This window comes from Candidatus Desulfosporosinus nitrosoreducens (genome assembly GCF_030954495.1).
Lineage (GTDB): Bacteria > Bacillota > Desulfitobacteriia > Desulfitobacteriales > Desulfitobacteriaceae > Desulfosporosinus > Desulfosporosinus nitrosoreducens.
In genome coordinates, this window is the sequence record NZ_JAVHUW010000084.1 from 99,258 (window position 1) to 112,927 (window position 13,670).

Annotated in this window: 10 protein-coding genes; 7 read left to right on the top strand and 3 right to left on the bottom strand. The window is 45.0% G+C overall.

Going from position 1 to position 13,670, the window contains the following annotated elements; all coding sequences use genetic code 11:
• Positions 1-7 precede the first annotated feature (7 nt).
• On the bottom strand, positions 8-1,153 hold the full coding sequence (locus tag REC12_RS26160; RefSeq protein ID WP_308899341.1) for a hypothetical protein: 1,146 nt from the start codon (positions 1,151-1,153) through the stop codon (positions 8-10).
• 285 nt (positions 1,154-1,438) lie between these two features.
• Positions 1,439-2,452, bottom strand: coding sequence for a G1 family glutamic endopeptidase (locus REC12_RS26165; protein ID WP_308899344.1), 1,014 nt, complete (start codon positions 2,450-2,452; stop codon positions 1,439-1,441).
• Between the two features lie 285 nt (positions 2,453-2,737).
• Between REC12_RS26165 and REC12_RS26170 the strand changes: the two genes are divergently transcribed.
• The 3 genes from REC12_RS26170 (at position 2,738) to REC12_RS26180 (ending at position 7,311) form a co-directional block, all read left to right on the top strand.
• Positions 2,738-4,012 (top strand): M48 family metallopeptidase, encoded by a 1,275-nt coding sequence (locus REC12_RS26170; protein ID WP_308899346.1) that lies wholly within the window; start codon positions 2,738-2,740, stop codon positions 4,010-4,012.
• Between the two features lie 898 nt (positions 4,013-4,910).
• Positions 4,911-6,698 (top strand): SulP family inorganic anion transporter, encoded by a 1,788-nt coding sequence (locus REC12_RS26175; protein WP_308899348.1) that lies wholly within the window; start codon positions 4,911-4,913, stop codon positions 6,696-6,698.
• A 289-nt stretch (positions 6,699-6,987) separates the two neighbouring features.
• Positions 6,988-7,311 (top strand): DNA-directed RNA polymerase subunit alpha C-terminal domain-containing protein, encoded by a 324-nt coding sequence (locus REC12_RS26180; RefSeq protein WP_308899351.1) that lies wholly within the window; start codon positions 6,988-6,990, stop codon positions 7,309-7,311.
• A gap of 106 nt (positions 7,312-7,417) precedes the next feature.
• On the opposite strand, the gene REC12_RS26185 is transcribed toward REC12_RS26180, so the two are convergent.
• Positions 7,418-8,521 (bottom strand): polysaccharide deacetylase family protein, encoded by a 1,104-nt coding sequence (locus REC12_RS26185; protein ID WP_308899354.1) that lies wholly within the window; start codon positions 8,519-8,521, stop codon positions 7,418-7,420.
• A 607-nt stretch (positions 8,522-9,128) separates the two neighbouring features.
• Here REC12_RS26185 and REC12_RS26190 point away from each other — a divergent pair.
• Genes REC12_RS26190 through galU form a run of 4 tightly spaced genes read left to right on the top strand, consistent with a single transcriptional unit; the run spans position 9,129 to position 13,630 of the window.
• Positions 9,129-11,291, top strand: coding sequence for a glycosyltransferase family 39 protein (locus tag REC12_RS26190; protein WP_308899357.1), 2,163 nt, complete (start codon positions 9,129-9,131; stop codon positions 11,289-11,291).
• Positions 11,292-11,308: 17 nt separating this feature from the next.
• A complete protein-coding gene (locus tag REC12_RS26195) occupies positions 11,309-12,277 on the top strand; it encodes a glycosyltransferase family 2 protein (RefSeq protein WP_308899359.1) in 969 nt (322 codons plus the stop codon).
• Positions 12,270-12,716, top strand: coding sequence for a GtrA family protein (locus REC12_RS26200; protein ID WP_308899361.1), 447 nt, complete (start codon positions 12,270-12,272; stop codon positions 12,714-12,716). The genes REC12_RS26195 and REC12_RS26200 overlap by 8 nt, the downstream gene beginning before the upstream one ends.
• Positions 12,713-13,630 (top strand): UTP--glucose-1-phosphate uridylyltransferase GalU, encoded by a 918-nt coding sequence (gene galU / locus REC12_RS26205; RefSeq protein WP_308899364.1) that lies wholly within the window; start codon positions 12,713-12,715, stop codon positions 13,628-13,630. The genes REC12_RS26200 and galU overlap by 4 nt, the downstream gene beginning before the upstream one ends.
• The last annotated feature ends 40 nt before the right edge of the window (positions 13,631-13,670 follow it).

Consider the following 13,670-nt stretch of genomic DNA (forward strand, 5'->3'; position numbering starts at 1 on the left):
GAAATCATTATGCCTGAATTGTGCTTAAAGGGATATTAGCCGTACTGCTTTCAGTATATCCGACGTGCCAGGCTTTTTTCTTGGAACAGGCAGAATACCAGATGCGGAATTTGGGCATGTCGCCGGGTTCCCGTACAAAACTGCTGCGGTAAATATATCCGTCATCCCACCGGCCTGCGGTGCCTGGGCCAAGTAAGGGTTTGGGCAAGGGCATGACAAGATCTTGCGGCTGAGACATAGGGGCGGCGGCATAGAGCAATTGACAATCTTTCATGCTTTTTTGTTCAGACCAGCCCGCAATCAGAAACTCAATCGTCTGCTCGGTGTGATTTGGTTTAGCGGCTATATGCCAAGGAATATAGCCGCCGTTCCAGGCACTCCAAGGAGAGCTGCAAGGCTGTCCTTGCCCCCAAGTTATTCCATTTTCTGAGGTGTAGAGGTGCACCGTCACTCTGCCGTCCGTTGTCCACATAAACCATTCCGTAGCACTTTTACGCCAAACTGTCGGAGATAGGATCAGACCCGTTTTTTTGTAGTCCCAGATTTTTTCCAAGCAGAGGATTTTGTCGCTTTGTTTGCAACTTGAGCTTATTTTCTTGGCCCAGATTTTCTCAAAAGCATTTCCCTGGTATTCGCGCCAATATAGGATCAGGATGTCTTGATCCGGATCATAAACCAGTTCCGGGTCGGAATTGTAGGTATCTTTTAAGAAACCCGCAGGTTTTACGGCCAAGGGATTTTTTATTCCCGGGGGTATAATCCAGTTTAAGCCGTCCTTGCTGGCCAGAATGCTCGGATTTTCCAGAGCACTATTAAAGAGGGGATAAGGGGTGAGGGCCATCCAGTAGCGAAACCCTCCCCAGCTGTCGATATCATGCTCAGTTTTGAAATCAAGAACACTCGGGTGAACCGATTGGCCGGAACCATCATAGGTTGGAGTGACTATGTGATTTAAAGCATTAATAAAGGGTCTATTTTCCACGGGGAGGGTCAAATGGGGCTTGTCCAAGGCTTTGTCGTTGTTTTCAATGACTGAAGCGGAGAGGGGCTTGGGTACCTGCTTGGCATCATTTTCCCAAGGGAAAAAGCTAAAAAAATAAGAACCAGAGGCAACGGCCAAAATCGTTTTTAGGAAACCCCTTCTTGTTGTCATAATTCAGCTCCCGAATTAAAAATAGATTTGAGCTAATTAGTATAAATCTTTATGTTTAGACAAATTTTGCTGTCTATAGGTAATTATATAGTTAAATTAAAGCTCGTCTATAGTCCAATTTTTAGCAAATAATAGGAAATTGCTGGCTTAACCTGTATGTAAGCGCTGCTGAGCGGAGTTTAGATTGCGAGAAGTATTTGGTGCAGCCACACTTTCCGTAATAGCAAAAGCCAGGCGTGTACGCCTGGCTGTAATGTCTGTCGGAGCCGGGACCTTAGACTTTAGTTACCAACTCCAGCTGATGCTAATAACTTGATAACCTTGGTTATCCGAAATATGTCTCCAAATGGAGGGAGGTCTCAGCTTAGGAGTTTGTTGGCTATATCCTTGACCAGACCCGATAGTGGTATTTCCGTTAACAACCTCTGTCGAGAATGACTCGCCATCTGTTCCCAGAGCGGACGGTGCAATTAAAACCCGGCCCGTGCTTGATACCAGAGCAATTGGCTGAAGCTTGTTGGCACTGGAGTTTAAGGGCTGACCGTTTACCGTTGCGGATTGGTAGGTCACAGTTCCCATGTCGGCTAATGGGTAGAGTTGACTGTTCTCATTTGAAGGATCTTCGCTGATCCATTCTGCGGATGTTCCGATCCCTTGGGCATAAGAGGTGTCTAAAGCTACAGGGGGAATTGTTTGAGTTTGGGTTTGACCGTTGATCGTAAAGGTTAAATTCCAGGTTGAACTCGAATCTGCCGCCGGAGAAATACTTGCGCTAATGGTTGAACCAATAGGAACAGTCATTACGTACTGAGCGGGAGATGGCAGCTGTTCCCAAAATAGTTGTGCCACGGGCTGACCATTTTCGATTTGCTCTACAGTTCCCATTTGCAGCAGATCGGATGAAGATACTCCGCCTAAGCCAATCCACTGGGCCGCTACCGCATCGTCCTGGTCAGCAGTTATGCTGGGTACCTTCCAGCTGCCGGACACGCTTGTGTACCCGCTGCTTGACGTGGGAGTGGCAACATATCCGGCCCAGTTTTCCGACGCTTGAGTATTTTCAGGAAGGCTTGTATTTGTATTCGTGTTCGTATTTGTATTCGTGCCGGTACCCTGAGATTGCTGGACTTGTGGAATTGGCCAGTGCCTGTGGGGAAAGTTCCTGGAGAAAACAAAATTAGAAGCCACCTGGTTGCTGACCGCAGTTGTTACCGGTATGCCATTGACAAGAGAGCAGGTTCCCAGTACTAAAAGTGTTGCCAGCGATACCAGTTTAATCTTAAGTTGCTTGATTCGCATGATAGTTTCTCCTTTCCATATTATTTTGAAAGAACCAAAACTTTTTCGGTAAAAGTATCTTTTTGAGCTTTTATGTCAGATCGAATGATGGAATGCCCCCTCTCAATTTAAGAGTATGATTTGCTTTGTAATATTCTCTACGAAATCAAATAATCCTTTATGCCAAAAGATTATTCACAGTTTCTTAAGATAACCTTCACAATGTGGTAACAAGTTATCAGGGTTTCAGTAATATAGTTTATCGTGCCGGATATCAGCATCGAAGGTGAAGGAGGGCTTCTTTTTATGAAAAGGAATGTTATGTTTGACTTCAAGGGAGGTTCTCCCGGCTTTAGGGCCGGTTGGTTTCTCCTCCTGGGATTAGCCTTGCTTTTCGCATTTTTATATTTAAGATATTCCCTTTTTCCCGGGGGGATTGATCCTTCTGTAAAGCAATATTTTCCCCTCAGTTTGGCGGAGAAAGCAAGGGCCTTCAATTTTCCCCTCCGCGTCCTGTATATAGTCCAGTTTGTTTTAGAGGTCGCTCTTTTAGGCTGGCTGCTCTTAAGCTCCAAAGGTCGGAGCCTTTACAGCCGCATTCGCAAAGTTGGACGGCATTATTGGTCAATTACTGCTTTATCCGTAATAAGTGTCTGGATATTAGTGCAGCTGGTTACGTTGCCCTTCTCCTATTACGGGTACTACTGGTTGAAAATCTGGGGCTTCAGTACACAAAGCCTGGGAGCCTGGTTGATGGATTATGGGAAAAATGCGGGAATTGACTTGCTCATTACTCTAGTGGGAGGACTCATTTTTTTTGCTTTGGTCAATCGGGCCTCACGCTATTGGTGGGTAGTCGGGGCTGCCTTCTTTGGCATATGGCTTGTAGTTGAATATTTGTTCTGGCCCATTCTGATATCTCCGCTTTTTAATCATTTTGTACCTATCTCTGATCCTGGCACTATAACTATGATTAATACTTTGGCACAACGAGCCGGATTACATATCAACGGCATTTTCGTCATGGATGCCAGCAAGCAAACAACGTTGGCCAATGCCTATTTCACAGGGATAGGGAGCAGCAAACGGATTGTGATTTATGACACCCTTCTGCATAATTACTCTTTGTCGGAAATACAAGCTGTGCTCGCCCATGAGATGGGACACTGGAAACATGGCGATGTCATTCATGGTCTCATCGCCGGGGTGTTAGGCGGCTTCATAGTCTGTGGGCTGCTCGCTTTTTTCCTGAAACCTTGGTTGCCCAAAATCAACCAAAAACCGCCCGAGCTGTGGGCGGCTTTACAATTGACCTTGCTGCTGCTGCTTTTTGTCAGTAACCCTATTCAGAACGCCATATCGAGAAAAATGGAACTGCGTGCGGACTCTTTTTCGCTGCAGCTAACGGGAAACCTCTCTGCGGAAATCCAACTTCAGAAAGATTTGGCCGGCACCAGTTTAGCCGACTTATCCCCTCCAAACTTTATTGTTTGGTTCAGTTATGATCATCCCCCTGTCTTAACCAGGATTCATGCTTTGGAGACGGAGTACTACCGATCTTCCGCTTCCTCTAAGAAATAGCCGGGAGTTATTCCTGCTCAAATTCCCCAAAGAGTTTCCGGGCTGCAAATATTATTTAGTCCGTGTTTTAGTGATACGGAGCTTTTATTCCTACCTTAGATAATTACTAAGTGGAGGATGTTTTTTGCACCAGTCTAAAAGTATTAATTTCCTTGCCCATTTCTTCCGGCATAAGCGAAACTAGGCAGTTGTCTTTCCCGGAAGCCTGCTGCCGGCCTGATTTAATTCCCGGATAGTCAGCGGATAAGGCTTGAGGAGAGACAATGCATTTAAGCCACTGGTTGTTGTGTTTGACACAATAAAACAGTGGCTTAAATGGTAGGGGTAATTTCCGATTTATACCATAAAAAATAAAGATGGTGAACATACTGATTTCCTATAGACACACTTCTGTCCGCGGTGCTACTCTTTACTTGTGAATAAAAAGTAAATCTTGAAAAGGAGATGAAGGAAAATGACAAGGCCGGGAACAACTCCGTGTTCTAAAGTCAGGTCATGGAAACCCAAATAAATATTAATTTTGTAATACAACTATAAATATATGCTAAAGAGATAAGAAAAGCAGCCTGAAAGGCCGCTAAAAAATGTGACTATGAAATTATATTTAGAAATCATCCTTGAGTACTAGTAGGTGCACAAAATTCCTTTCATTCAAGATCAAATCTAACAATGAAAAAGGCAGAAGAGGATCGGTGGGGACTGTGAACTTAGTGAAATAGTTCACGTTATTATCGCAATATTTGTACTATTAATCACTTGATTTGCCGGCAGTGAGTGAAATTCCTGATAAAAGATCTGCCTTATTGAGCTTACTGTGTTGCTTTGATAGGTTTTAGGCATGTTAAATTCACCGATTCTTTGGCAAGTTGTTACAAAAAACCTGAAGGGTGGGATTCCTATGTCTACCGTAGCGATTGGAAGATTACTTCCTTTTATGGAAATGATGAGAGGATATAAACGGGAATATCTTAAGAAGGACATTATTGGGGCTTTGACTGTAACAGTTGTGGGACTTCCCCAGTATATGGCCTATGCACTGATTGCGGGTGTCAACCCGGTTTATGGTTTATATACGGGTATAGTGGCCGGCATACTTGGTTCGGCGTTTGGCTGCTCAAATCAACTGATTACCGGACCGACCAATGCCATCTGTTTGCTCACGGCGAGTGCTATGATTCGGTATATGAAACTTCCTAATGCCATGGAGATGCTCTTCCTAATGACGTTTATGGTTGGTATCCTGCAAATACTTTATGGAGTTTTTAGATTGGGCAAGATTATAGATTTCGTGTCTCATAGCGTTTTGGTAGGGTTTACAGCCGGCGCGGGAATAATTATCGCCCTTGGACAAGTGAACGGATTTTTGGGTATTAGCATTCCCAACTCGGCATCAATGTCAACCTTAGAAAAGACTCTTTATAATATTACTCATATAACCCACACCAACCCTTATGTTCTGGGAGTTGGGGTAGCGACCATAGCGATTATCATAATTTGCAAAAAGATTAGTAAGAATCTTCCTGGAGCGCTCCTTGGGATTATTATTCCTATCTTTTTTATCTTAGCTTTTGCTTTAGATAAAAAAGGTGTAAAACTTACAGGCACGATCCCCTCCTCTCTGCCTCCCTTTACGATGGTAAAATTCAGTTTTGCTTCCATGAAGGATATGCTTAGCGGAGCTTTTGCAATTTCCATCATCGGACTGGTAGAAGCTATCTCGATTTCCAAGGCTATTGGCAGCAACACACGACAAGAAATTAATTCGAATCAGGAGTTTATCGGACAGGGGATAGCCAATACTATAGCATCTTTCTTCCAATGTTTTCCCTCATCCGGCTCCTTCACACGTTCAGCGATCAACTATATCAACGGAGGAGTCACTAGGCTCTCGGGAATCCTTGCAGGTGTGTTTGTGGCTATACTTCTTGTTCTCTTTGCTCCCTACGCTAAATATATACCCAGTGCAGGCCTTGCTGCGGTACTGATTTATACCGGCTACGGTCTGATTGACAAAAAAGAATTCAAAAAAATAGTTAAAATGGGCATGTTCACTTCAGATTCGATTGCCATGTGGGTGACCTGCATTTTAGTAATTGTACTGCCGAATCTTGACAACGCGATTTATGCAGGAATAATCCTCTCCATTATTTTGTATCTGAAAGATACGAACAAAGCACCGTTTAAACTGCTTGTTCCAGCCCAGAATAACGATTCTCAAATTGTTGAACGAGAAATTAAATCCGTCAATGAAAACCTTGATATCTTAATCATCCAACCGGAAGGAAACTTGTACTTCGGTGCTGCGGCAGACTTTAATGATAGACTTAGTCGTATAACCAATAAATCTAAAGTGTTCATTGTAAGAATGAAATATGTGACGAAGATTGATTTCACATTGATTACTTCTCTGAAGGTTTTTGCCAGAAATGTTAAAGAAGCCGGAGGAACTATCATTATCAGCGGTGTAAGTCCTGAGCTCGAGGTGGTTCTCAAAAAGGCGAGTCTTGAGTCCGACATTGGCTCGGAAAATATTTTCATGGCAGAAAATGAAATTTTGGCATCGACAACGAATGCGTTAGAGAGGGCACGAGTTGTATTAGCCGGTGCCGGCGGTCTGAAATCAGCAGCTCAGACAGTAATGGATTCTGTTTCAGGAGTTAATACTACGGGTGTAAGTCCGCTTTAAGAATCGTCAAATCTGCCCCAGAGCTGGCTGATCCATGAAACGAATAATTTTAATGTAGACTAAAGAGAGGTGGGAAAAGTGTCTTTCTATAAATCTCACCTCTCAGACAAAGTAATTATGTAGCGGTTGATGATGGGATATGTCTCGTAGAGTGCAGAGCGATAATACGTTAAATTAAAGTTTAAAGCGATCATCAGCTTAATTAGAGAAAATAGGGGTCATAAAAAGTTAAAGTCGAGAAAATATAACCAAACAGGAATGAGTTTACAGGGAATAGGAGAGGGTAAAAATGGTTATGGAAATACAAACTACCACATACGCCTGTTCTCTATGTCAGAGGAAGTATACCCGAAGGGAAGACGCTGAAAAATGCGAAACTCTCTGTGGCAAGTTACTCAAATCTCCTGATATATCAATTTTGGGTTTAAATGCGAGAACTTATAACATTCTTAAAATCGCCGGAATAGATACAATCGACGATGTGCGGGAAACAACAGACGGATTTTTATTAAAGCTTAAAGGTTTTGGGCCGGCCTGTCTGGAGGATTTACATTATCGCCTGAAGCTTCTTAAAGGGCAACACGCTAACGCCGATCCCTCAAGTGAATCCTGAACTCCAGCTCCTTAGGGGGCTATTTTTATTGCCTGTCGGCTTTTGAATACTTCTTCAATCTTATACAAATTGCACGTCTTAAAGTGGCAAAGAGGAATCAAGGCTGTTAGGCGCCCGAAAGGTTTGAATTATTATCAGAAGGTTCAGGTGTATTTGAGGTTCCGGAAGTACCTGCGTTTCCAGGTTGGTTTGCGTTCTCCGATGAAGTGGTGCTGCCGGGGGAGGCGGTGCCGCCAGATGGGACAGCATTGCCGGGAGAGGCAGTGCTGCCAGATGGGGCAGTATTGCCGGGAGTGACGGTGCCGCCGGGGGAGGGTGTGGCAGGAGGAACAGTTGTAGTTTCGGTATTGCCTGTGGTACCAGGAGTGTTCTTAGTGGCGGGATTGTTGGAACTTCCAGCGAGCTCGCCTGCTTTTGCGGTTCCCGTGGGCAGGGGTTTAGGAAGAGGAAGAGGAGTCTTTAACCAGCTTATGGTTAAAGGCTCTCCGTTTAAGGCTTGTGTCAAATCCGCAACACCTAAATTTTGCTTCTGCAGGATGTTCAAAAGCATTAACAGTTCCTGATCCAAACCCGGTACCCAATGTAAAAGGATGATATCGCCTGATTTTAACCCTTGGCTGCTTCTTGTACTGAGAATGGAGTTTTTCATTTCGGCGTCCCACATCACAATATATTTAATTCCTGAATCCCAGGCAGCTTGCCCAACTTCGGTATTGAAGTCGCCGTAAGGCGGCCTCAATTGATCAACGGGGGAATTGTATTTGCTGAAATAATCCATAGGTTGAGAGATCTGAGTTTTCTTGTCCGCTAGGGACAAATGGGTCAAATAAGGGTGGTTGATGGTATGGTCCTGTATATGCCCGCCGGCTTTGCTGAACTCATCCCAAAAATTCGTATGTTCCTGAGCAGCTTGTTCTATCAAAAAGGTAGTAATAGGTAAATGATATTGCTGCATTAATTTTATTACTTCTTCATTGGGATACCAGCCATCATCAATGGTAATAAAGACGACCGGCTGCTTCACCGGCAAATCGTAAACCACCTTGATTGGTCCCGCTGAAGCTGAAGAGGGCGTTAATTGTCTTAAGGACTCGGAGCGTTGGTCATCCAGCGCTTTGTTGCTTGAAGGAGGAGAAGCGATCGTTTTTTGTTCGTTGACTCCTGATGTGTTTAGACAAAATCCAAGGGAACTGACAAGAATAATAACCAAAAGAAAACTCCCCAATTGAAGATATTTAAGATGAGAGACGCTTGATTTTGCCTGGTTTTGTTTCCTCATCAATAGTGATACAACTCTTTTCTTCCATAATATAACAATGATAATTATTTCGCTAAATTATGGAAATACCCTTTTATTATGCGGGGTATTTTTATCGCCATAATATGACGAACTTTTTATAAGGGTAACCAGGCAGTTGACTTCGCCGAGGGGCCCTTCCCGCCATCCTTGGCTTCAGGGATACTTGAAGATTCATGTCGGCACTTTCCCGCTCCGCTAACCCGTGCGAAGATAGTGTCTTCGGACGCCCAGCCAAGTTTTCTTTATTAGGTGACTTTTTATAAAAAGACAAAAAGCTTTCTTGCGGCCGTGAAATGGTTTGGCTGTAAGAAAGCTTTTTGCCTGCAAGGAAGTGCAATTTTTATGAAATAATTTTCAAAACATAGTGACATAAATGCGAATAGCAGCGTTTGTGCCTGAGGCTTGAAATTCAGTAAACTTTCAGCCGGCGTTTAGATGCAATTCAGCAACACAGGTTATAGTAATGAACGTAGCAATTATCCTTGTTTATAAAACTATGGCAAAGGAGCAACCATTTATGAAATTAAAGGTAAAACGCCTTGATCCTTTTCTCATTGGAATCGCCTTACTGGCCGCGTTTCTCAATATCTACGGGATTTGGCAGGACCAATATGCTAACGCCTATTACACCGCAGCCGTGACAAGTATGCTGCAAAGCTTTCACAATTTCTTTTTCGCTTCCTTTGATCCGGGAGGATTCGTAACTGTCGATAAACCGCCGGTTGCCTTTTGGGTTCAGACCCTTTTCGCCTCAGTATTTGGGGTTCACGGTTGGAGCGTAATTTTACCTCAAGCTCTGGCTGGAGTCGGTTCTGTTCTGTTGGTTTATTTCCTGATTAAACCAAGCTTCGGACGAACAGCCGCCCGAATTTCGGCTTTAGTAATGGCATGTACCCCCATCGCTGCTGCAGTCAGCCGCTCCAATAACGTGGATAGTTTGTTAGTCTTTACGCTTTTGTTAGCGACGTGGATGTTATTCAGAGCCGTAAAAAGAAGCAAAACTCGTTTGTTTATAGGAGCTTTTGCCCTCATCGGTGTCGCCTTTAATATCAAAATGCTTCAGGCCTATATGGTGCTTCCCGCCTTTTATGTCTTCTATTGGCTGGCTTTTAAAGTAAATTGGAAGAAAAAAGTTGCAGTTTTAGCTGCTTCAACGGCAGTTATGCTGGCCCTCTCCTTTTCCTGGGCCTTGATTGTAGACAATATTTCTCAAGCAGAGCGGCCCTATATCGGCAGCAGTCAGACGAATTCGGTTCTGGAACTGGCTTTTGGCTATAACGGCGTATCCCGCCTGACCGGCCAGAACGGACCGGGAGGCGGGGGCAAGGGAGGTTTCGGACAAGGGCAGGCTGACGGGAATCATGCCAACAACGTTCAGCAGTGGCAACAAAACTCGGAAGAAGGGCAAACGGGCAGCAGCCAATTCCCCAATGGTTTTACCCCGCCTTCAGGAGACGGTTCCGGGCAAGACGGCAATAGGTCGATGCCAGGTAGCGACGGCAATTTTCGGGGCATGATGGGAGGCGGAGGACCCGGAGGCGGCCAGGGTGGAAGCGGTATGTTCAACACGGGGACAGCGGGTCCGCTCCGCCTATTCCAATCGGAACTGTCCGGACAAATTAGTTGGATGTTACCCTTCGCTTTATTGTCCACACTTGGCTTATTAGTGGGGATACGCAGAAAACGGCCTTTAACGGACAAACAAAAAGAAAGTATCTTTTGGTTCGCCTGGTTATTGCCGATGATGGGATTTTTTAGTGTCGCAGGCTTTTTCCATCAATATTATCTTGTTATGCTGGCCCCGGCTATAGCAGCCTTGACAGGGGCGGGATGGGTTGAGTTGTCAGGGTTTAACTGCCGCCGTGAGGGCTGGAAACAATGGCTCTTCCCCCTCGGTATGCTTGGAACAACCGCATTTCAGCTTTATATTCTCCTACCCTATCGCAGTCAAATCGGATGGGCCTTGCCGGCTTCAATCGGAATCTTAGGAAGTCTCCTTACACTCTATTTCAGCTTGCCCTTGAGAAAAAAAGAAAGCACTGGTCAGCAAACCTCAAATCTTCGTACAAAGCTGGCAAAGGCTGCAACTGTGGCTGGGATAGTAGTGTTACTGGCCGGGCCGCTGTATTGGTCCGCTACCCCTCTCCTCTATGGAGACAATGCCATGATGCCGGCAGCAGGGCCGCAGGAGACCTTCGCAAGTAATCGCCTGATGTCAGGACAAGGCTCAGGCCTGGGGCAAGCGCGGGATGGAGGCGGAGGCCAGGGAGCAGGCCAGATGCAGGAAAATGTCAATACTCAGCTTTTAACCTATTTAGAAGCACACAATACAGGAGAGAAATTCTTGTTTGCTACCACCAATGCCGGTACGGCGGAAGCTTATATCATTAAAACCGGTCAAGCTGTCATGGCCATGGGTGGGTTCTCCGGTTCAGATCCGATTCTGACAGTTGATAAATTAAAGCAAATGGTGGCCAACAAAGAAGTTAAATATTTCCTGCTCTCAGGGGACGGCCCCGGTGGAGGCAGTTCAGATATACAAACCTGGATTCAGGAAAATGGCACTGAAATACCCCAATCAGAGTGGCAATCAGCTACCGGCAGCAATGTTGATACCGGCAGTAACGTTGATGGTATGGGCCGGAACGGAGCCGGAACCTTATATGAAGTCAACCCCTAAAAAAAGGAGGTAAAGCTATGAGCAGTGATATTCGTTATTCCGTTGTCATTCCGGTCTACAATGAAGAAGCTGTCCTGGAACAGACGTACCGCCGTTTGAAGCAGGTGATGACTTCGACGGGGGAGACCTATGAACTGATTTTTGTCAATGACGGAAGCTCCGATCATTCGGTGGCGGTCATCAAAAGTTTTTGTGATAAAGACAAGTCTGTCAAACTGATTTCTTTTTCCCGAAATTTTGGACACCAGGTAGCCATCACAGCAGGGATGGACTTCTCAGCCGGAGCGGCGGTTGTGGTGATTGACGCGGACCTGCAGGACCCGCCTGAGTTGATTTTAAAAATGATTGCCAAGTGGCAAGAGGGCTATGAGGTTGTCTATGCTAAACGCAACCACCGCAACGGCGAAACGTTTTTCAAGAAACAAACCGCTCATCTGTTTTACCGCTTATTGCGCGCTTCTACGGAGATAGATATTCCTGTTGATACCGGCGATTTCCGCCTGATTGACCGCAAGGTGTGTGATGTCTTAAAAGAGTTGCCGGAAAAAAACCGTTATGTTCGCGGCTTAGTAAGCTGGGTCGGATTCAGGCAAACGGCGGTCAGTTATGACAGAGACCCGCGCTTAGCTGGAGAAAGCAAATATCCGCTGCAAAAAATGATTAAATTATCTCTTGATGGTCTCACTTCCTTTTCCTTTAAGCCAATTAAATTGGCAAGCTATTCGGGAGTTCTGCTTACGGCTTTGGGATTCGTTTACGGGCTTCTCTTACTCCTGTTTAAAGTCTTCGGCAGTACAGTTATCGGCGGCTGGAATCTGGTATTGGCAAGTGAATTAGTCTTGACGGGATTTTTGCTCATCATCATGGGAATCATGGGTGAATACCTGGGACGCATTTATGATGAAGCAAGAAACCGCCCTCTTTATATAGTAGGTGAATTCTACCGTAAAGAAGAGAAAGAACGGAACGTGATCAAAGTTGGTTAAACTAGTAAAACGGCACTTGGAATTTTTTAGATTTTGCGTGGTTGGGGGAATTAATACCGGGATTGATTTTGGAGTTTTTGCGCTGCTGTTTGCTTGGGGAGTTCCTTTACTCCCCGCCCACACCTTTTCCTATTGCTGCGGTATTTTGAACAGCTTTTGGCTAAACCGGAAATGGACCTTTCGTAAAACAGCAAAGGGTTCATCTCCGGCCGAAGCAAAGCCAACGAACCAACCAATCCGGCAAATGCTTCAGTTTACCGTCTTAAATCTCGTTACCTTAATAGCAACCTACGAACTGTTACTGTGGTTTCATGAAAATTGGGGCTGGCCCATGCTTGTAAGCAGGCTATGTGCAATAGTCGTAAGTTTAGTGATTAATTTTGCCGGCAGCCGCTTATGGGTTTTTCGGCAACCCAGATTAAGGAGTGAAATGGTATGAAAATCAGGAAAGCTGTTATTCCGGCGGCCGGTTTGGGAACAAGATTTTTACCGGCCACCAAAGCGCAACCCAAGGAAATGCTGCCGATTGTCGATAAACCGGCGATTCAGTATATCGTGGAAGAAGCAGTAAAATCAGGTATTGAAAGCATTCTTATTGTTACCGGACGCAACAAGAAATCTATCGAAGATCATTTTGACAAATCCATTGAGCTCGAACAAACCTTGAAGGATAAAGGGAAAACAGAGTTATTGCTGGAGCTGCAAAAGATCAATGAAATGGCCAGTATTCATTATATACGCCAGAAAGAACCCCTGGGATTAGGCCATGCCATACTTTGTGCCGAGCAATTTGTGGGGAATGAACCCTTTGCCGTTTTGCTGGGCGATGACATTATGGTTTCTGATCCGCCGGGCTTGAGGCAACTGATTAATGTTTTTGACAGACACCAAACTACGGTCGTTGGTGTTCAGCCTGTGCCAACCGATGAAGTGCAAAAATATGGCATTGTTTCACCTCAATCCTATAAAAAACAGACTTATAAGGTTAAAGATTTGATTGAAAAACCGACTCCTTTTCAGGCGCCCTCCAACCTGGCAATTATGGGGAGGTATATCTTAAAGCCATCCATTTTCTCAATCCTGCACACCCTGGAGAAAGGAACGGGAAACGAATATCAGCTGACCGATGCTTTGCGGCAGGTATGTCAGCGGGAGGGTCTTTTGGCCTGGGAATTGATCGGTGCGCGTTATGATATCGGGGATAAGTTCGGCTATTTAAAAGCGATCGTGGAAATGGGGCTGCAGCGGGAAGAATTGGAACCGCAGCTCATGGATTATTTAGAGCAATTGCTAGCGCAAAGACAGGGCAAAGCTGCCAGGACAAAGAGCAAAACCTTATGTGCCAGTTTTTAAGGCTATCGTCTCAAATTGGCAAAGATGTGTCGGAAGGCAA

Excerpts from the sequence above, each read along its gene's own strand:
- REC12_RS26170 (WP_308899346.1), top strand. The coding sequence starts at position 2,738 with ATGAAAAGGAATGTTATGTTTGACTTCAAGGGAGGTTCTCCCGGCTTT.
- REC12_RS26165 (WP_308899344.1), bottom strand. The coding sequence starts at position 2,452 with ATGCGAATCAAGCAACTTAAGATTAAACTGGTATCGCTGGCAACACTT.
- REC12_RS26175 (WP_308899348.1), top strand. The coding sequence starts at position 4,911 with ATGTCTACCGTAGCGATTGGAAGATTACTTCCTTTTATGGAAATGATG.
- REC12_RS26160 (WP_308899341.1), bottom strand. The coding sequence starts at position 1,153 with ATGACAACAAGAAGGGGTTTCCTAAAAACGATTTTGGCCGTTGCCTCT.
- galU (WP_308899364.1), top strand. The coding sequence starts at position 12,713 with ATGAAAATCAGGAAAGCTGTTATTCCGGCGGCCGGTTTGGGAACAAGA.
- REC12_RS26180 (WP_308899351.1), top strand. The coding sequence starts at position 6,988 with ATGGTTATGGAAATACAAACTACCACATACGCCTGTTCTCTATGTCAG.
- REC12_RS26190 (WP_308899357.1), top strand. The coding sequence starts at position 9,129 with ATGAAATTAAAGGTAAAACGCCTTGATCCTTTTCTCATTGGAATCGCC.
- REC12_RS26195 (WP_308899359.1), top strand. The coding sequence starts at position 11,309 with ATGAGCAGTGATATTCGTTATTCCGTTGTCATTCCGGTCTACAATGAA.